This is a genomic window from Neobacillus sp. PS3-12 (assembly GCF_030915385.1).
GTDB lineage: Bacteria > Bacillota > Bacilli > Bacillales > Cytobacillaceae > JAEVLT01.
This window is the reverse complement of the sequence record NZ_CP133268.1, coordinates 3,043,835-3,063,983: the sequence shown is the minus strand read 5'-3', so window position 1 is coordinate 3,063,983 and position 20,149 is coordinate 3,043,835. Positions and strand designations below refer to the sequence as shown.

The following is a 20,149-nucleotide window of genomic DNA, read 5'->3' as shown; positions in this document are numbered from 1 at the left end:
GATAAAGACCTTTTAATTTTTGTCAGTCCACATAGTCTTAACCTACTTGTTTCTCCAAATGAATATCGTTTTGATTTTTTTTGTCTTCAGATGGCAGTTTCATAAAGTGCATTAAAACTGTACCAAGGAAGTACATACCCGCAAACACCCAAATAACCCCATGTACACCAATAAGTCCAATGAAAGCCCCAACAATTGCCGGTGCGATAAAGTAAGACATTCCCGCACCAAAGCTTACAATCGCCATCGCAGACCCTTTTTTCTCAGGAGCCATTGATGCAACAAGAGCAGAAAGAGGAACGAAACCGCAGAGAACAATACCCATGATAATCCCGACAATATTTAAGACCAAGAAATTGCTTCCAAAGACCTGTGGCGTGTAAAGCAAAACCAGCAGCATCACACCCATTCCGAAGCTGCCCAGCCACATAATTGTTTTGCGCCAGCCCAGCCATTTATCGCTAATATAAGGTATGATCAGGTTAAATATGATATTCGCAAACCACATTGTGCCCCAAACTTGCAGCCATTGTTCAGTCGTGAATCCATATTTAGAATGCAAGTACAACGGGAAAAAGATTGGCAATGAACCGATGCCTGTGGAATTGATAATCCGGACCACGCCGCCTATTGCGACTTTCGGTTCTTCAATACAAATCGTTAATCCACTTAATAAGCTCTTCAACTTTTCTTTTGGATTGCCGCCTTGTGACCTTGCATCGTCATTAACCACAAGCACACCAACTAAACCGCCAACAAATACCCAAACCACTGCACTCCACAACAGCCCGATGTATCCGATTTTTGGAAGCATAAAGGCAGGGAAGAAACTTCCAACAACATAGAGTCCGCCGCTCCAGGCAGCCCAAAACAATCCTACAGCTGTAGCCAAGATGCGATCTGGACTGCGGTAAGTAACCCACACTAAGAATGAATAACAAAATAAAGGATAACCTAAGCCTCTTATTCCATACGTTGGTAACATTAGGGCGTAATTGTTTGGCTTTAAACCATATTCAATAAATAAAACCTGGCCAATGAGCCAAGCGGCTAATCCAATAATCATTACTTTCCTCGGTCCCCACATTTCGGTGAGTACCCCAGAAAAGTAAGATGCAACAGCTAACACGGCTCCATACACTGCAAAAAGAGTGGCAGACTGCTGCACAGTCAATCCTTTTTCAATAAGATATGGAGATAACCATGCGTGCTCGAGGCCGTCCCCGGCCATGAAAATTAATGTTGCAACAAATCCCCAAACCACTCCCATCGGAAGACCGCCTATAGTACGTTGTTCGCCTACAACCGTTTTCATTTTTAACACCTCGAATTTTATTATGCTTTTTTGTCAGGAGGAGAATTCTCTCCTATCTGTGAAGTTCACTACATTTTCCATTAATTCAACTTTAAATAATATCCTGCCAAAATGAGTAAATACCGGATTAAGCCTTCATCCTCCTATTTTTTATAATCGGAAATAAAAATGTAATCGATTACACAGGTAACAAAAAATAAAAAGCTTGGACTAAGGGAAAATTTAACTCCTATTGACTTTGATGGAGTAACGGATAATGTAATGGATTACATTTATAAAAAATATTAATCTATATTCAGCATTCAAATTCCTTTGATAGCCGTAAGTGTACTAATTTTTACTAAACTGTTTTCTACAACAATATTTGCGTAAATTTTCCCTTGAACATATGATAGCACTTTCAAAATTGGCAGTCAATATACATTTTTTTATTTTTCTTATGATTTTTTCTTATATTTTTCTGTAATTTTATTTCGTTTTTTTTACATTACCCTACCTTTCAGCAAAATGGATCCTTCATTGCATTTGAACCTAAACAAATAAAAAGGGAAGTATAAAGAACATTCCCCCTTTAGATTGATAAATCCTGATGCCAATCGCTTTAAATTCTTTCTCTGCATAAGTCACGTACAATGAGTTCATCAGCAAGTATTATTTGATTTTTTCCCAATTCTTTATTATTGATTAATTTTAAAAGCAGTTCCATTGCTTTTTTTCCCATGTCGAACGTTGGCTGCGCAATCGTCGTAAGGGCCGGTTAAAGATGGAAGCAAATTTAATATCATCAAAACCGACAACCGATAAATCTTCCGGGACCTTAAATCCTTTAGACTTGGCGGCTTTAATAGCTCCCATAGCCATCTCATCGTTTGCTGCAAAAACTGCTGTAGGAGGAACTTCCAATGTCAATAATTTCTTCATCAAATTAAAGCCGCTCGCATAGGAGAAATCACCTTCCTGAACCAAAAGCGGATCAACAAATAGGCCATGCTGTGCCATCGCTTGATTAAATCCTTTTAAACGATCACGGCCGACCACCACCTTAAGGGGCCCTGAAATATGTCCTATTCTCTTATGGTTCAAGCTGATTAAATGTTCAGTTGCCTTTCTGGCACTGCTGATATTATCGATGGAAACAGTGGGCAAATTGGAACCTTCAAAGTATTCGCAAGCCAGTACAACAGGAAACTCTTTTGATATCTCCTCCAATGCCCTTTGATCCGTCCTCGCAGTTAATAGTATGACACCGTCCGCTTTTTTCTCTCCTAAAACAGCCAAATAACTGCTCTCACGTTCTACGATGTTTTGAGCATCACCCAGGAGCACCTGGTATGCATATTCAGTTGCCACCGATTCAATCCCTCTTAAGACATTTGAAAAAAATGTATTGGTTATGTCTGGAATGATGACAATAATGGTTTTCGTTTCTAATCTTCGCAATTGCCTTGCCAGCATGTTTGGTTTGTAATTTAATTTGTTTATGGCTTCCAATACTTTATCGGCTGTCTCTTGTTTCACAGTTCCCGCATTGCTTATGACCCGGGAGACAGTAGCAGTTGAGACATTTGCCATTTTTGCAACGTCAGCAATTCTTACCATAATTTTTTCTCCCTTTCAGTTTATCTTTATAAGAATATCGTAATGGATTACATAAAGGAATTCAATTTTTCTTTATGAGTTTTAATAGAAAGCCCTTTTACCACTTTTTTGCCTATTTTCCTAACGACAGGGGTTTTACATAGTATTGGTGATTTTTATAGATCGTTCAATAAAATCTAATAAATTTGAAATTTGTTTAAGAATAAGTATACAAAGCAGCTTATAGGTATAATCTTGATTTCATTAAAAATTGTCTTTTACCAGGATTTTTGGTATCAACTATAAATAAAATAATTTATTGTAAGTAAAAAGACCGAGCTTTCGGCACGGTCTTTAAAGTAATGAACCCAAAGAATATATTTTCATAACTACATTCTTGGTACTAAGTTTATTTGTGCAGTCTTGATGGCTAACCTGACGCTTACTGCTGCTAAAGCACCCATTGCAGGAACATCCCAGCAGGCATACATTCATTTTAATTTAGGAAATCTGGTCAATAAAGCATCTACTACTTCTTGGGATTTGTTCGGATCCTGGAATCCTTGGACTACTACAAGATTAATATCGGGATATTTTGCTTTTTACCGAGCAACAAATCCTTCATATCGCTGATTTGTTACATAAATGTATCTGGACCTATTATGATTTAGCTCCTGATTTTTTACCGAAAGCTACAGCAAGAATAATGATTAAACCTCTAATCATCATTTGCTGACTGACATCCAGCCCCATAATAATGAGTCCATTATTAATAACTCCAATCATTAATGAACCGATAACAGTTCCGATTACGGTCCCCATTCCACCTGTCAGCGCAGTACCTCCAAGGATAACTGCAGCAATAACGGAAAGTTCATCCCCGTCTCCGAAAGTATAACGTCCGGCATGCATTCGGCCTGCATACAGAACACCAGCAAACCCGGCCATCAATCCAGTACCTAAAAATACAAATAATTTAATCTTCCACGTTTTTACACCGGAAAATTTCGCTGCACTTTCATTTCCGCCTGTAGCCAATGTTTGTCGGCCAAAAGCTGTTTTTTTCAAAAGGATATGCCCAATGACAGTAAAGATTAATGTCCAAACTAATAGAATTGGGATCAAGCCGATATCCCCTGAACCGAACAGCCAGTTAAAATTATTATCAATAATAGGAACTGGAGCAGTATTTGTCATCCACATAGCTGCCCCTCTGACGATTCCCATTGTTCCAAGAGTTACAAGGAAAGAAGGAATGGCAACTTTCGTAATTAATAATCCGTTTATTAAACCGACCAAAAGACCTGAACCAACTCCGGCAACTAAACCACCGACAAGGCCAAATCCAGCCTGTAAAGCTAATGCAGCAACTAAAGATGAAAGCGCTGTAATTGATCCAACCGATAAGTCGATTTCGCCTGTAGAGATTACAAACGTCATCGCTATACCCATAATCGAAATCATGGCAGTCTGACGAACAATATTTAATAGATTGTCGGTGGAAACAAATCCCTGATCTCCTAATGTAATAGAGAAGTAGATGATGACGCCAATAAAGGCGATGTATACAATATAATTGCGCCAATCAAACTTTTTAACAACTTTTAATTTTGTACCAACTGCTTGGTTATCCACTTTAATTTCATAGTCCTTGGATGGCATGTTGCAGGTCCTCCTCTGCACTAATTTCTTTTCTCTTTAATTCCTTCGTGACTTTTCCATCGTGCAACACAATGACCCTGTCACTTACAGCCAAAAGCTCCGGGAGTTCCGAAGAAATCACGATAATCGCCTTGCCGCTGTCTGCCAATTCGCGAATAATTTCAATAATCTCCGTCTTTGCCCCGATATCAACACCAATGGTTGGTTCATCCAAAATTAACACATCCGGGTTATTGGAGAGCCATTTGGCCAAAACGATTTTTTGCTGATTGCCTCCGGATAACAGTTTCGTCATTTTAAAAATATCATCCGTTTTGATATTTAACTTTTTTACAAGTGAATTAGAAAGTTCATCAGCCTTGCGGTCATCCAGCAAAAATCCTTTTTTCAGATTTTTGAGGAAAGGCAGAATTAAATTATCTTTTACGGAATGTTCGAGAACCAGACCTTGCACGCGACGATCCTCAGGTATAAGGGCCAAGCCGGCTTTAATTCCATCTGAAGGGCTCTTGATCGTCTGTTTCTTGCCTTTTACAATAATTTCGCCGCTATCCCTTGCGTCAATACCAAAAACCGCTCGTGCCATTTCCGACCGACCGCTGCCCATAAGGCCGGCGATGCCTAAAATCTCTCCGGGGTAAAGTTTAAAACTCACATTTTGCACTTTGTTCCCAACAGTCAGATGATTTACTTCTAAAACTGGTGTGGCATCATTGGAATATATGCGTTCCTTCCATTCAAATGCCTTATCCATTTGCGAGCCGACAATATGTTGAATCACGGTTTCCATACTAATATCTTTACAATTCTCTGTCACAACGTTCTTACCATCTCTTAAAACGGTAATTCTGTCGCAGACCTCAAATATTTCATCCATACGATGGGATATATATATTATGGAAATCCCTTTATTTTTTAGCTTATTGATAAATGAGAATAGGACTTCCGTTTCTTTCTTGGTTAAGGAAGAAGTCGGTTCATCCATTATTAATATTTTTGCTTCCTGGGATAAGACTTTTGCGATTTCAGTCATTTGCCAATAGCCCACTCCAAGATTCTGAACGACATCGTTCGGATTTATATCCACTTCCAATTCATTTAATAAGTCCTTGGTACGTTCGATACATTCTCTGTCATTTAGCAAGCCGATGGCTGTTTTTGATTCTCTGGTTAAAAAAATATTTTGGGCAACTGTTAAAGTGGGTATGAGACTAAACTCCTGATAAATCATTGATATTTTACTTGCTCTTGCATCGTTGGTATCTTTTATTTCCACTTGTTTATCTTCAATATAAATACTTCCGCTATCTGCTGTATACACACCCGTAAGTATTTTCATCAATGTGGATTTTCCGGCTCCGTTTCCCCCCATTAAGGCATGAACTTCACCCTTTTTCAAAGAGAAATCAACTGAGTCTAAAACGGTGACTCCATTAAAGGATTTTGAAATATTTTTCATTGAAAGAATTGCCTGTTCCAAGTGTTTTCACCTTCTTTTTTACTAGAGGCCGCTCTTCAACGAGCAGCCTCTATAAAAATTATTTTGCCTATTGGTTGCGTTTTAGTAATTTGAGTAAAGTAGAGTCAAAAAGGCATTTAAATATAAGTTCTTAGCGAAATATCTTTCAATCAATTACTTCGCTGCATTTTGGATCGTGTCCGGAGCATTCGTATGGTAAACTAGTTTCCAAGATTTTAAAATATTATCTCTGGTTACACTTAAAGGAGGAACAGCTACATATGCGGGTGCTTGTTTTCCAAGTAATGAATAGCCGGCTAAAATGGCTTCTGAAATACCTTGGTCATATGGAAGCTGAGCCCCTAAACCTTTAATAAGTCCATTTTGGGCAATATCAAGAGCAACGTTTGTTCCCAAGTCACAAGTTGTGATGACTAGTTTTTGTTTTCCAGCTGTGCGGGCTGCAGCAAGAACGCCTTCTGCCGGAACATCCCATACTGCGAAAATTCCATCTAAATTTGGGTTTTTGGTTAACATACCAGATGCCACCTTTTCACCATCATTAGGACTTGAGATTCCGCCACGTGCTACAATTTTAATATTCGGGTATTTCTCCTTTATAGTCTGTTCAAACGCATCTGTTCTTTGTTTTGTTACAAAGAAATCAGCGTCATGGTAGACAACTCCCACATTTCCTTTTCCACCAAGCTGTTTTGCCATAATATCAGCCGCTGCAACACCATTTCCGTAGTTGTCCGCAGAGACAACACTTACATAGTCTTTTCCAGCCTGCAATCCATTAGGGGCGTTATCCATGAAAACAAGTTTCACACCTGCTTCAGCCGCTTTTTTATAGGCATCTGCCGTTGAAACAGCATCAACAGGGATACTGACAATAATATCCGGCTTTTTGGCAAGAACAGTTTCTATATCAGAAACCTGCTTTTCAGCCTTAAACTGAGCGTCCGTAACAGCGATTACGTCAATGCCCATCCGCTTGAATGTTGCCTTTAATCCGGCGATTTGTGCCGTGGCCCAGTCATTTCCTGCATAGTGCATGACAAGTGCTGCTTTATAATGGCCTTTTTTGATTTTAGCAATATCAGCTTCAGTTAATTTCAACGTACTAGCCGGAACTGCAGTTTCTCCGTGGGGGCCTTTACTTAGAATCTGTCCGCCAGTCGGCAATGCTGGGTTAATCGTAATCGAACCGGTAGTTGGATCATCAGCTGCAGCATTTGTCGATACAGCACTTGAGGTTTTGGAATTGCTCTTGCCACACCCCATTAGTGCTATACTGCTAAATAACAAAACGACGAAAAATACTGAAAATAATCTTTTCATAATTTCCTCCATTAAAATGATTATTTGGGTACAATTTTAGTCTCAAAGTTTTTTGGATCTATTTTTCTAATTTCGGAGCGCCTTCCAGTAGATTACTGAATCTCTTCGTTTATTTTATATACAGTGAGAATCAGATCGAGCCAATGGCATGCATCACCTCCCCAAATGTAATGGATTTCATTTTAAGGTAAACATCGAGTTGATATTGAATGTGTAAACCTTTTCATTTTCTTTTATAAAATACTTCGGCATGACTCTCTTACAATCAAGTGATCAGCTAAAATGATTTGGTCCCGCCGGACATCCTCTTTATTCATGAGCCTTATCAATAATTCCATCGCGTTTTTTCCAATTTCGAACGCCGGTGGGCAATCGTTGTGAGCGCCGGTTCGATAATCGAGGAAAATTCCAAATCGTCAAACCCAATAATAGAAAGATCCTCAGGCACCCTTATTCCCTTCACTTTCCCTGCTTTTACTACCCCCATCGCCATCTCATCGTTTGCTACAAATATCGCGGTTGGAAGTTGATCTAGCGCGAAAAATTTCATCATAAGATTAAAACCGCTTTCAAAAGAAAAGTCTCCCTCTTGAACCAAAACGGGATCAACCCGAAGATTCTTCCGCGCCATGGCTTGATAAAATCCTTTTAGACGGCATGTGTTCAATACAACATTGAGAGGTCCCGTGATACAGCCAATTCGTTCGTGCCCCATTTCGATTAAATATTCCGTTGCCTTTCTGGCAGCGCTGATATTATCAATGGATACTGTCGGGATTCTTAGACCTTCAATATACTCACATGCAAGAACAACCGGGAAACTTCGGGCCACTTTCTCCACAAGATCGGAATCGATTCTAGCGGTTAACAACACCATTCCATCTGCCTTTTTTTGTTGAAGGATATTTAGATACCTTTTTTCATGTTCCACATTATTTTCTGTATCTCCAAGTAATACCTGATATCCATTCGCAGCAGCAATAGACTCAATTCCCCTTAGCACCTTCGAAAAAAATGGATTAGTAATGTCAGGCACAACAACCAGTATGGTTTTGGTTTCAAGTCTTCTGAGATGCCGGGCTAAGGCATTAGGCTGATAATTCATTTCTTTTATCGCCTTTAATACTTTTTCGGTGGTTTCTTGCTTTACCGCTTCAGGCTTGGTTAGTACTCTTGATACTGTGGCAGTTGAAACATTTGCCCTTTTTGCAACATCCACAATCCCAACCATTTTTCCCCTTTTCCTTTCCCTAACTCTATAAGGAAATTGTAATCGATTACAAAAATGATGTCTAATTGGCTTAAAACGATGATTTCGTCCGTTTGAAACCATTTTCATTTCATTCGGACACTCTATTTTTCCATTCGAGCAAAACCTACACAATTTTTAAATAATGATGGTTTAGGGTAAGTCTTGTCAGGTTATGCTAGAGTGTCCTTAGCATCAGGAATTGGGGCGGCTTTTTATTATTTCAGCTAAAAAAATAGAGGCAGTGAAACCGGACCTCACAACGATTTATTTTTCTGCAATTCTGCTAATCTAGTCTTAGAAACTTTTGCTGTATCATTGTAATTTTTAAAATGAGCTACATAGGCTTGACCTGACACTTCTATCTTGTATAAATATTGCAAGTTAATAATATATGACCTGTGGGATGATACAAACCGTGAATCAAGGATTTCTTCAAGATTGGTTAAAGCTTCATTGAACTCTATTTTTTCATTCATAGTGTGAATGACAGATTTGCGGTCTGCCTTTTTAATAAAAATGATGTCATCTAAAGGTATAAAAAAGTATTGATTATTCTGTTTAATCATTAAATCCTTTTTAATTGGCGGCTGCTGCATCAAAACAGTCCGATTCTGAAAGGCAGACGCGCGCTCTAAAGCTGCGATCAGCCTGTTCCGTTCAATAGGTTTAATAATGTAATCGATTGCTTGCACCCCGAAAGCTTCCAAAGCATATTCATCATTACCGGCGATGATGATTACTTGTAAAGAAGGCACAATTTTTTTGCAAGATTTCACCGCATCTATTCCAACCAATAACGGTATACTGATATCTACTAAAACAACGTCCGGTTTTTCCATAAATACTTTGTTGATTAAATCCTCACCATTTACTGCTTCTCCGATAATTTGATAGTTAGGCATGTATTTAACCATTTGCCTCAGCAATTTTCTAGAAGCCGCATTATCATCTGCAATCAAAATTCTCATCGTCATCCCTCATGTAGTTCGTTTGATGTAATGCTTTACATCTAATTGAAAAAATGATTGGTCTAATTAACATCTACCATAAAATACTCGCACGCTATTTACTTACGGTATATAGAGTTGTACAGCTTTAAGAATAGATGTAAAAACGTTTTTCCTAAATAATCTATTAAATTACTTTAATCTAATATCTCTTTCTGGCATGGCTCACTAATGATGCAGCTCCGATTACTCCTGCATCATTTCCTAACTGGGCTAGTTTTATTTCCGTACTTGTTTTGACTTGTGGAAAGGCAAATTTATGGAAGTTTTCTTCTACGCCTTTTAGTAGCATTTCCCCTGCAGCCGACACTCCCCCACCAATAACAATAGCTTCAGGGTTTAAAATATTAGCAATGTTGGCGCAAGCTAGTCCTAAATAAAAATAAAATTTATCCACTACGATAGCAGCCAGTCTATCTTCCTGTTTTGCCAGCTCAAATACCGTTTTAGAGGTTACTTCTTGGCCATCATCAATGAACCATTTCAATTCCGATTCGCCAGCAAATTTCTCAGACAAGTCGCGAGCTAATCGGACAATACCTGTTGCACTGGCAACTGTCTCGAGACAGCCGTGATTGCCGCAAGTACACCGATATCCATTTGGATCTACAATAATATGGCCAATTTCTCCCGCTGATCCTCTACCATGAATTAAATTCCCTTCTGCAATAACGCCACCGCCAACCCCTGTCCCAAGTGTGATAAAGACAACATCGGCACCGCCTTCTCCGGCACCCTTCCAACTCTCGCCTAAAGCTGCTGCATTGGCATCATTATCAATGTAAAAGGGAATGCCAGTTCCAGCTTCAATTAATTCTTTCACTGGCTTTAATGTGCTCCAATTTAAATTGTACGCCCCTATAACTGTCCCATTTTCACGATCAACGGTTCCAGGGGAACCCATCCCAATCCCCAGAAAATCATTAGCTGATAATCCATATATATTTAGACGATGATTAATCGATTCGACAATGCTGGGAATGATATTGTTGCCTTCATTTCGAATATCTGTCTCGATGCTCCACTTTTGCTGGATTTCCCCTTTTTCAGTCAAAATGGCGAATTTAACAGTTGTTCCACCTAAATCTATACCTATTAATTTTCTCATTTTACCCCCGCCTTATAAACTAATTGCAGGCATGAAGCGCCTTGTATCATAAAAACTGTTATATCTAAAAAAAGGAACATTCGTTGCTTCAAGCAAGCTCCGAAAATCCCTCAGTTGGTCTTTAATCATTCGCATCATGAACAGAGACTAGAAACAGTGATTAAATGATAAATTGTCTCATATAACGATAGCTTAATTCCATGGAATTTTTTATCTTTTCTGCCGTTCCTTCAAATGCTTTATCTTCAATTTCAATGCACGTATACCCATCGTAACCGATATCTGTCAAAGCAGAAACATATTTACCCCAATCTACATCGCCCAGTCCAGGAAGTTTAGGTGACATATATTCCAGCGGGTAAGCCATAATGCCCACTTCATTAAGTTTTTCAGGGTAAAGCTTGATATCTTTATAATGTACATGAAAAATTTTATCCTTAAATTCGTAAAGTGGACGGATATAATCAATATGCTGCCAGACAAAATGGGATGGGTCATAGTTTAAGCCGAGATTGTCACTTGGGATAATCTCAAACATTTTTCTCCAAATGGCTGGTGTTGTGGCTAAGTTTTGTCCCCCTGGCCACTGGTCAACAGTGAATAACATTGGGCAGTTTTCAATGGCAATCCGTACACTGTATTCTTCAGCGAGGGCCACAATCGGTTGCCACACTTCTGCAAATATTTTAAGGTTTTCCTCAACCGTCTTATCCTGCACCCTTCCTATAAAAGTGGTTACAGTATATACACCTAATTTTGGTGCGGTTCGGATCATGTTTTTTAAATGCTCGACATATTTTGTCCGTTTTTCAAGATCAGGGTCGAGAGTATTAGGATAATAAGCGAGGGCTGAGATTTCAACACCCTTCTGTTTACAATAATCTTTAATATATTCAATTTGGTCATCAGAAAGTTCTTCAATATCAATATGCGTAATACCCGCATAACGCCGGGCGGCCTTTTCTTTTGGCCAACAGGCAACCTCTACACACTCATATCCAAGTTCTGCTGCTGTATCAATAACTTCTTCAAACGTAGAATCCCCAAGAATAGCGCTTACAAATCCCAGTTTCATAGATAGATTATCTCCTTTACGGTAATGGTTTTAATATATTTGCGCAAATTTTTCTCTATGTTGCTATTGTAGCGCTTTCCTATTAAAATAGTCAATACTTTAACTTTACTTTTAGTAAATTACTTATTGTCCTAACTACTCATTTAATGGGATAATATATAATAAGGAAAATTGTAATACTATACTGTTAAGAAAATTTTTCTATATTTTTTTATACGGATATCAAGTAAGGATGGTAATAGAAATGGCAACGATTAATGATATCGCAAAAATGGCAGGTGTTTCTGCTGCAACCGTATCCCATGTTGTCAACAAAACAAGATACGTTAGCCCAGAATTGGTCAAACGAGTAGAAGATGCCATTAACTCATTAGAATTCCCGCCAAACTTTGTTGTAAAGAAAGGCAAGGCTTCGGCACCCGTTACCACAGAACAGCAATATGTTGTGCTGATTGCCGGTGACACACATACCCCTTTTCACTTGGAGGCAGAGGAGCAAATTGAAAAAAAGATCAATGCGGCTGGCTATTCTTTGATTACTGTTAGTCCAACAAACGAAAAACAAAAGCTTGATTTATATTCACAACTTCTTTTATCTCAGCCCAACGCCCTGGGCGTTATTGTTTTTGTAGATAAATTGGATGACCCAATCATAAAATTACTTAAACGTACGAAGATTCCTATTGTTCTTGTCGGAAAAATGCTGGATGGAGTTGGAGCCGATGTCATTCTATCCGATAATGTAAAAGGCGCCTACATGGCTGCCAACCATTTGATTAAGAGCGGCCACGAGAACATTGCACTCCTATGCGAAGATCCAAACTCTTATGCTATTACAGAACGAATTAACGGTTTTAAACAGGCACTTGAGGATAATAGCATTCGTTCTAACCCAGAATATATTATAAGTGGTTTAGCTGACGAGAACTCCATATTCTCTAAAATAAAGGAGCTGCTCTTAGGCCAAAATCCTCCGACTGCGATTTTCGCAGCCAATTACAATACCCTTCTGGCGGTATTTAAATTTATCAAGGAAAATAATATCCATTGTCCTAAAGACCTTTCGGTTGTCGGTTTTAATGATTTCGAGTGGGCTTCCTTACATACCCCTGCGATCACCACGGTCGCCCAAAACACCGAAAAAATCGCCATCGAGGCAGCAGAATCTCTCCTTGCCCGTATTAACACGGCCGAAGACAGTGATGAGCCAAATTTAAAATTAACTCCCTATGGTGAACATAAAAAAATCGTTGTTCCTACCGAACTTCGCGTCAGGGAATCAACGATTGGCATTGGCAGGGGGCCTTTTGGAGAAAAAGCTGCCTCTTCCGAACTTTTACATCTAACTGATACAGAAAAGAAATTAATTCGGGATGGAAATTACACCGCAGCCGTATCCTTTCATTATACAGGAAAGGCATGGATGAATTTGCATGAGCAAGGCATCAAAGATGTATTTAATTCTTTGGGAATATCCCTGATCGCCATTACAGATGCCCATTTCGATCCTGTACTGCAAAGCAAACAGCTCGAGAGTCTGCTTTCATTGGAACCTGATATACTTATTAGCATTCCAACAGATAACACGAAGACTTCAAATGCTTTTAAAAAAGTGGCTAAAAGCAAGACAAAACTTGTGTTAATTACAAATGTTCCGAATGGATTAACCCCAAAGGACTATGTTACCTGTGTTTCTGTCAATGAGCGAAACCATGGGCGCCTTTTGGGCAGAGGCTTAGGGGAATACATGACAAAACATAATAAAACAAACATCGGCATAATGAAGTATGGTGCAGAGTTTTATGCCACAAATCAGCGCGATAACGCTGCAGAGCAAATTCTTACAGAAGAATACCCCGAACTTAAAGTACGCGGTAAAGTTACTTTCGATTCTGAAGAAGATGCTTACAAAAAAACCATTGAATTGATGAATCTGTACCCAGAGATAGAAGGCATTTATACCTCTTGGGAAGGCCCTGCAGTAAAATCGATGCAGGCTCTCGCTGATATTGACCGTTCCGATGTGGCAATCGTAACCTCTGATTTGGAGTTTCCCATTGCTTTAAATATGGCCAAAGGCGGGATGGTAAAAATGATTGGTGCTCAATGCCCTTACAAGCAGGGGCAAACACTGGCTTTGGCAGCAGCAAATGCACTGATCGGAAAAAATGTACCGTCTTTCATTGGTTTAGATCCGCTCTTTGTGACCACAGAAAATCTGCCCAAATCATGGGTGGAAGTATATCGAGAAGAGCCGCCGGCCGAATTAAAGGAAGCATTAAAAGATCATCCAAGATATATCGGGTTAAGTTAATGGGGTTTTCTAAAAAACCAAAAGCTTGCAGTGGATTCTTACCCTGCAAGCTTTTTTAAATTCATGTTAACTCTATTTACATTAGAACAATAATCTTATGGCGGAAATAGCTGTTACTCCGATAATTAATAATCGAAAAGGCTTTTCATTGATTTTTTTAATAATGAAAGCACCCAATATAGCACCAATCGCAATTGCCGGAATCATCAAAACAGCAAGTAAAACTGTTTTATAATAAATATTATGCCAGAACATTGTTTGCAACGGCACCTTTATTAAATTGATGATAAAGAAGAACTAGGCTGTTGTGCCCAGATATTTATTTTTATTAAACCCTTTTGCAAGCAGAAACACACTAAAAATGGGTCCTGCAGCATTACCAATCATCGTTGCAAAACCACTGAGAGCCCCTGTTAAAATATAAAACCAAGCACCAATTGGAACTTTGGCTTCCTCTCCCTTTTTTTCCATGTATATTAAAATAATTAAACATAGAATAACACAAATGGAAATAATCCATTTAAATTGTTGATCATTCGTATAATCGCCAACTACAAGCCCCAAAACTAAACCAACAACTACCCATGGCAACAGATTTTTTATGTTTTTCCAGTCAGCATGTCTGTGATAAAAAATGATGGCAAAAATATCCCCTGCAATTAAGATTAGTAATAAAATTCCTGTAGCCTCTTTCCCTCCGAAAATCACCGCAACCATGGGAATAACTGGCATCAAGAAAGCACTAATCCCCGTTTTCGAAAATCCGATTAATGCCGTAGCTATCATTAACCATATCCATTCCGATATATTTAAATGAAATAGATCTAACATCTTTTTCCCCTTTCATCCCTGTTCTCTGTTTGGTGGAATTATTTTCCTAAAGAAGTGTACCCTATGCAAGTTCTATATAAAAATATAAAAAGGAACAGGATTTAATTTTCCCGTTCCTTTTTATTAATTCGATTATCCCGTAATTCCCAGGAGGTCTTATTAAACTAATACGCTGTTGTTAACCTTTTCCCATTGGCGGGATTCAGAAGATTTCAACACTGCCTCACAAACCCGATCCACTTTATATCCTTCTGCAAAGCAAGTGGAAGGCTGTTCACCTGTTACAACTGATTTGATAAATTCGTACGCTTCGATTGTTTTTAATTCACCATAACCAATGTTCATTCCTGGAATATTCCATGTAACTTCTCCATAGAAGTGTGCAGGACCTGTATAAATTGTTTTGAAGCCTCTTCTATCATCCGGATCTTTCGCAAAGCAGACTTGAAGTTCGTTTAAACGTTCGTAGTTAAAGTAAATCGAACCTTCTGTTCCGTGAACCTCAACAGTAATGAAGTTGTTTCTTCCCCAAGCATTACGAGTAGCTTCAATGCTTCCTACTGCTCCATCTTTAAACTTAACTAAGAAGGAAGCTTCATCATCTACATCGACAGCTTCTCTTTTTGCATCTGTTCCAAGCTTCACTGTACCTAAGAGGTCAACTCCTCCTTCTTAACCGGTCTTTCATTAATATATGTTTTTACAGTGGATACAACCTCTTCAATATCACCAGCTAAATATTGAGAAATATCAATGACGTGTGTAGCAATATCACCTAGTGTACCGGCGCCAGCAATTTTCTTTTGGAATCTCCAAGAAAGCGGTGAATCTGGATCAGCGCTCCAGCTTTGTAAGTAGGTAGCACGTACATTCAGGATTTTACCAATAGAACCTTCATCAATGAATTTTTTTGCCAATACAAGAGCTGGGACTCTTCTGTACTGGTAAGCATTCATACTGATAACACCATTTGCTTTCGCTGCTTCAGCCGCATCAGCCATTGCTTTCGCTGCTTCAGTTGTATTTGCAATTGGTTTTTCACAATAAACATGTTTTCCAGCATTTAGCGCAGCGATGGCAATCTCTGCATGTGCGTCATTTGGTGTGCAAATACTGACTACATCAATATCCGGATCATTAATGATATCTCTCCAATCAGTGGTCCATTGTTGGAAGCCGAACCGATCTTTTGCGTCTTCTGCAATTTCAGGAACAATATCACATACCGTTTTCAATACTGGCACCGCAGGAGCTGGCCAGAAGAATTTTGGCATATTTGAATACGCAACAACGTGAGCTTTTCCCATAAATCCTGCACCAACAAGACCAACATTTAGTTTTTTCATGAAAAATACCTCCAAGAGTTTATTTATTTCGAAAAAATATATTCGGCATTCAAAATTCCTTCGGAAGCCGTAAGTGGACTAATTTCTATTAAACTGTTTTCTGTAAAAATATTTGCGTAAATTTTCCCTTTAACACATGATAGCACTTTCAAAATAGGCAGTCAATATACATATTTTATTTTTCTTGTGATTTTTTCTTATATTTTTCTATAATTTTATTTAAGTTTTTTTACATTACCGTACCTTTCAGCAAAATGGATCCCTCATTGCATTCGAACCTATTGTTACGGTCGATACTCCACTTACATAATTTATTTGAAAGAAAGAAAAAAACCGCTAAAAGAAGCGGTCTTTCATGACATTTTTACTGAAAATTATAGAAGAATTCCTTCCAAAAAGTTACGGGATGTTTCACACGCTTCAATCGGAGATCCTGAATATCCATCAATTTCAACAAGCCAATCTCCAGCATAATTTTGTTCTTTTAAGAAGGAAATAATTGACTTCAGTTCGATTTTCCCTTTCCCAAGCGGCAGAAACTCTCCGTCTTTTAAGTCTTTGAGGTGCACATAATGAATTCGGTCATAGTATTTTTTAATTAATTCCAGGGCATCTCCCCCGCCGGCAACAAGATGGGCGATATCCGGGCAGAAAGGAATATCCGTTAAGGCAAAAAGCTTATCAATTTGTTTCGGTGTTTCAGCCATCGAGCCTAGATGCGGATGATAGCTGGCAGTTAGACCATATTTTTTTATGGTCTCATTGGCTTTATCCAATCCTTTTGCAAGCAAACTATAATCTGTTTCCAAAATCCCTTTGGCCCGGACAGCGCCGCCCCCAAGAACGATGTGCTTTGCTCCAAGTTTAGAGGCCAAAGCGCTTACTTTTTCAATTCGATAAAGCTCATCTTCCAAGGCATCTTCATATATAAAGTTCGCTCCAATATAAACACCAAGCAGAGAAACATTATATTTTTCTAACAACTTCGTAAATTTTTCTGGTTCATTTTCATATAATGAAAGATTCCCGTCAAAAATTTCGATGCAATTAAACCCCTTTGAAGCAATCTCTTTGACCGCTTCTTCATCGTCGCACATCGTGACATAGCGTATATCCTTCGCTGAGGTAACTCCTCCACCTGATCCAACAAGTGGTCCAAAAGCATTGGTCATGTAACCTACATTCATTTTAACTGCTCCTTCCGTCCAGAAAAATTTTACTGATTTTTTCTTCGTTCTTATTAAACCCAAAGTTTAAAGGGAAAATTTACGGGTTTAACGTTTCATCGTTTACTATATTTACGTAAAACGTTTACAAACACAGTTTAGCACCGGTCAAATTTAGAGTCAATATTGAATTTCCCTCTATTAAAATATATTTTTTTCCAAAAAATATAATAATCTAACGTTTTTTAAAAGGAATGATAACAAATTTTTTCTTTACCATATTTGACACACATATTTTCTTAATCGTATTGACACGCTTATTTTGATATCACATAATATGGACAAACCTATTTAATTTTGCGCAAATATATAAAATTAATAAACCTTACCTTTTAAATGAAAGCGAGATCATATTTGAGGAGGATTTTTTGCGTAAAGGCGGGACAATTCAAGTTACTGACGTTTACGGCGGCAGATATAATGGTTTCCCTCTTGGAGATATTATGCAGCGAAATATCAATATCCGCTCCGGTCAAGCACCTGTCATCCACTATATGCCATATATGTTTGAATTAGTTTCAGACCGGAAAAATTGATCCAGGAGATGTCGTAAGTCATGTACTTCCACTTAGTGAAGCAAAGCGTGGCTATGAGATTTTTGACACAAAAATGGATGATTGTATAAAAGTCGTGTTGAAACCTTGAGGAAGGAGATAAAAAAAATGAACTACGCCTTACATGAAATTCTTGAGGTCCATGAGATAGCTGCATTTAAAACCACTTGTTTAACTAAATCCAAAACGATGAAAGCGTTAGTTACAGATCAGCTATTAAAAGATATTATGCAGCAAGACATTGATGTGTCTACGAGACAATTACAAGAATATGCTTCTATCCTTTCCAACGCTAAGCAGTAAATTAGGAGATGAATGAACATGAATCCAATCATTGAAACTTTAACGGGCATGGACCGACTATCGGATCAAGTCGTTGCAATGGATCTACTCATTTCAGCTAAAAGTGGAATTAGAAATTATGCCATGGCAGCTACGGAGGCAGGAACACCGGAAATTAAAGAAATGCTCACTCGCCATTTAGTGGAAGCTCTTGATATGCATGAACAAATATCCGCATATATGGTAGAAAAAGGATGGTACCATGCTTGGGATACAAACGAACAGATCACTTTGGATTTAAATAATATCAATATAGCATTGAACTTACCGACATTATAAAAATTTCCAGGAACAGTTTAACACTCACCAAATAAACTGTTCCAATTAAACCATTTTGAGTTTATTTTGCAGAAGTAAATAAAGTTAATACTTCTTGCTTACTCGAGTTTGTTTTACACTATATAATTGAAAACAATTAATTGACTATTTTTATTATGAAAAGTTCGGAGCAGGAAATTCATCAATTTTGATACGAAGTAAACTAAAAGGTTTCTGTCGCAAGTCTTTTCCATAATGAAATCTAGGCTGTCGATGTAATTGGTTCACAATGACATACAAATATTGATCCGGACCAATTGAAAAAGTATCCGGCCACAAAATTTTCGGATCATGTGCGATAGTTTCCATTATGCCATTTGGCAATATCTTACGGATACTGTTGTTTTCATAATCTCCAGCATAAACAGTTCCCTTTGCATCGGTGATCATTCCATCAGACGCACCTTTTTCTCCCCAATACTCCACATGATAAGGTAAATCCATGTTCGGTATCAATCTGTCTCTCAGGGTTTCTGTTGAGATCGAGAACAAATGACGACTGGTTAGTGGAGCAAAAAATAATATCTTTCCATCGGGAGAAATCGCAAGACTATCAGATGCCAATCTAAATGGAGAAGTTGAACCGTCTTTATTTCGATTCATTAAAATTTGACCTTCTACTTTCGGTAAAAAATAGGGATCGGGTGAAGTTGAATTTGCCCCATTTAACCGTCTAAACGCATTTCCATTTGATAAATCTACGACGATAATAGCTCCTGGTCCTTTAGAAGAAGAATCGGTTATATAGGCATAACCAGCTTTTCCAACACGAAAATCAAAACGGACATCATTCAGATAAGTTGTAGGCAGGACAACATCTTCTGTAAAAGTATATACTTTTCTTATTGTATTGGTTTCTAAATCAACAGCGACTAATTTTGCCCCCCCTTTAATAGGTTCAGAAAAATTGGGTGCCGCTGTATCTAATATCCAAAGCGTTCCCCTTCCATCAGCAACTACACTTTGGACACTGATGAAAGTCATTGTGATATTCTCGGGGTTAACCAAATTGGTTTGTAAATTAGGATAAGGCTGCAATTTATCCTCAACAATTTCCGCCACCGTAAATTTAACATCGTCTCCCCATTTCGGAAAACAAATGAAAATACGACCGGTTTCTGAAACAGTAACACCTGTAGGCATAGCCCCATAAAATGCATAAACTAGTTCTAAATTACCGAAATATTTTTCACTAGGTAACATAGGTTTCATAATATCCTCCTCAAGCATTCAAACGGATATCTCCTATATATGATTGATATTTTTTCTAGTGCATGTTTCTTAATAAGTTTTTATATACGAAAAGATGATGGAATTGGTTGTTTTCGAAATTTAAAAAGTCTGTCAGGTGAAACTGTTTATGCTTTAAAAAGCAAATGACAAGATGAAGAAATTCAGGTATTAAACGGCATCATCAT

Annotated in this window: 15 protein-coding genes and 4 pseudogenes; 5 read left to right on the top strand and 14 right to left on the bottom strand. The window is 38.2% G+C overall.

Features of this window, described 5'->3' with window-relative positions:
* Nucleotides 1-37 precede the first annotated feature (37 nt).
* Nucleotides 38-1,315 carry an MFS transporter gene (locus RCG17_RS15645; protein WP_308171083.1) on the bottom strand — a complete coding sequence of 426 codons (1,278 nt, stop codon included), beginning with the start codon at nucleotides 1,313-1,315 and terminating at the stop codon, nucleotides 38-40.
* Nucleotides 1,316-1,916: 601 nt separating this feature from the next.
* Nucleotides 1,917-2,914: pseudogene (locus RCG17_RS15640) on the bottom strand (LacI family DNA-binding transcriptional regulator).
* Between the two features lie 405 nt (nucleotides 2,915-3,319).
* Here RCG17_RS15640 and RCG17_RS15635 point away from each other — a divergent pair.
* Nucleotides 3,320-3,526, top strand: coding sequence for a hypothetical protein (locus RCG17_RS15635; protein WP_308171082.1), 207 nt, complete (start codon nucleotides 3,320-3,322; stop codon nucleotides 3,524-3,526).
* Nucleotides 3,527-3,553: 27 nt separating this feature from the next.
* Here the strand turns inward: RCG17_RS15635 and RCG17_RS15630 are convergent, their stop codons facing one another.
* From RCG17_RS15630 to RCG17_RS15600, 7 genes and pseudogenes are all read right to left on the bottom strand, one after another.
* The gene (locus RCG17_RS15630; protein ID WP_308171081.1) at nucleotides 3,554-4,555 is read right to left on the bottom strand and encodes an ABC transporter permease; all 1,002 of its coding nucleotides are present in this window, start codon (nucleotides 4,553-4,555) and stop codon (nucleotides 3,554-3,556) included.
* The gene (locus RCG17_RS15625) at nucleotides 4,536-6,035 is read right to left on the bottom strand and encodes a sugar ABC transporter ATP-binding protein (protein ID WP_308171080.1); all 1,500 of its coding nucleotides are present in this window, start codon (nucleotides 6,033-6,035) and stop codon (nucleotides 4,536-4,538) included. Before RCG17_RS15625 ends, RCG17_RS15630 begins: the two co-directional genes overlap by 20 nt.
* A gap of 153 nt (nucleotides 6,036-6,188) precedes the next feature.
* On the bottom strand, nucleotides 6,189-7,358 hold the full coding sequence (locus tag RCG17_RS15620; RefSeq protein ID WP_308171079.1) for a substrate-binding domain-containing protein: 1,170 nt from the start codon (nucleotides 7,356-7,358) through the stop codon (nucleotides 6,189-6,191).
* Nucleotides 7,359-7,591: 233 nt separating this feature from the next.
* Nucleotides 7,592-8,589: pseudogene (locus tag RCG17_RS15615) on the bottom strand (LacI family DNA-binding transcriptional regulator).
* 275 nt (nucleotides 8,590-8,864) lie between these two features.
* Nucleotides 8,865-9,578, bottom strand: coding sequence for a LytR/AlgR family response regulator transcription factor (locus RCG17_RS15610; protein WP_308171078.1), 714 nt, complete (start codon nucleotides 9,576-9,578; stop codon nucleotides 8,865-8,867).
* 181 nt (nucleotides 9,579-9,759) lie between these two features.
* Entirely contained in the window at nucleotides 9,760-10,725 is a 966-nt protein-coding gene (locus RCG17_RS15605) for an ROK family glucokinase (protein WP_308171077.1), read from the bottom strand.
* 160 nt (nucleotides 10,726-10,885) lie between these two features.
* Nucleotides 10,886-11,800 carry a sugar phosphate isomerase/epimerase family protein gene (locus RCG17_RS15600; protein WP_308171076.1) on the bottom strand — a complete coding sequence of 305 codons (915 nt, stop codon included), beginning with the start codon at nucleotides 11,798-11,800 and terminating at the stop codon, nucleotides 10,886-10,888.
* A 244-nt stretch (nucleotides 11,801-12,044) separates the two neighbouring features.
* Here RCG17_RS15600 and RCG17_RS15595 point away from each other — a divergent pair, with 244 nt between their 5' ends.
* The gene (locus tag RCG17_RS15595; RefSeq protein ID WP_308171075.1) at nucleotides 12,045-14,114 is read left to right on the top strand and encodes a LacI family DNA-binding transcriptional regulator; all 2,070 of its coding nucleotides are present in this window, start codon (nucleotides 12,045-12,047) and stop codon (nucleotides 14,112-14,114) included.
* Between the two features lie 81 nt (nucleotides 14,115-14,195).
* Here RCG17_RS15595 and RCG17_RS15585 read toward each other — a convergent pair.
* The 4 genes and pseudogenes from RCG17_RS15585 to RCG17_RS15570 form a co-directional block, all read right to left on the bottom strand.
* Nucleotides 14,196-14,900: pseudogene (locus RCG17_RS15585) on the bottom strand (sulfite exporter TauE/SafE family protein).
* Nucleotides 14,901-15,104: 204 nt separating this feature from the next.
* Nucleotides 15,105-15,590: a Gfo/Idh/MocA family protein gene (locus RCG17_RS15580; RefSeq protein ID WP_308171072.1), complete on the bottom strand. Its 486-nt coding sequence runs from the start codon at nucleotides 15,588-15,590 to the stop codon at nucleotides 15,105-15,107.
* 5 nt (nucleotides 15,591-15,595) lie between these two features.
* The gene (locus tag RCG17_RS15575; RefSeq protein WP_308171071.1) at nucleotides 15,596-16,291 is read right to left on the bottom strand and encodes a Gfo/Idh/MocA family protein; all 696 of its coding nucleotides are present in this window, start codon (nucleotides 16,289-16,291) and stop codon (nucleotides 15,596-15,598) included.
* A 374-nt stretch (nucleotides 16,292-16,665) separates the two neighbouring features.
* Nucleotides 16,666-17,478: a sugar phosphate isomerase/epimerase family protein gene (locus tag RCG17_RS15570; RefSeq protein ID WP_308171070.1), complete on the bottom strand. Its 813-nt coding sequence runs from the start codon at nucleotides 17,476-17,478 to the stop codon at nucleotides 16,666-16,668.
* Between the two features lie 407 nt (nucleotides 17,479-17,885).
* Here RCG17_RS15570 and RCG17_RS15565 point away from each other — a divergent pair.
* The 3 genes and pseudogenes from RCG17_RS15565 to RCG17_RS15555 form a co-directional block, all read left to right on the top strand.
* A pseudogene (locus RCG17_RS15565) lies at nucleotides 17,886-18,162 on the top strand (glutathione-dependent formaldehyde dehydrogenase); the annotation flags it as partial.
* A gap of 17 nt (nucleotides 18,163-18,179) precedes the next feature.
* Complete coding sequence (locus RCG17_RS15560; protein WP_308171069.1) at nucleotides 18,180-18,374, top strand: hypothetical protein; 195 nt, start codon at nucleotides 18,180-18,182, stop codon at nucleotides 18,372-18,374.
* An 18-nt stretch (nucleotides 18,375-18,392) separates the two neighbouring features.
* On the top strand, nucleotides 18,393-18,692 hold the full coding sequence (locus RCG17_RS15555; protein ID WP_308171068.1) for a spore coat protein: 300 nt from the start codon (nucleotides 18,393-18,395) through the stop codon (nucleotides 18,690-18,692).
* Nucleotides 18,693-18,845: 153 nt separating this feature from the next.
* Here the strand turns inward: RCG17_RS15555 and RCG17_RS15550 are convergent, their stop codons facing one another.
* Nucleotides 18,846-19,943: an L-dopachrome tautomerase-related protein gene (locus RCG17_RS15550; RefSeq protein ID WP_308171067.1), complete on the bottom strand. Its 1,098-nt coding sequence runs from the start codon at nucleotides 19,941-19,943 to the stop codon at nucleotides 18,846-18,848.
* Between the last annotated feature and the right edge of the window lie 206 nt (nucleotides 19,944-20,149).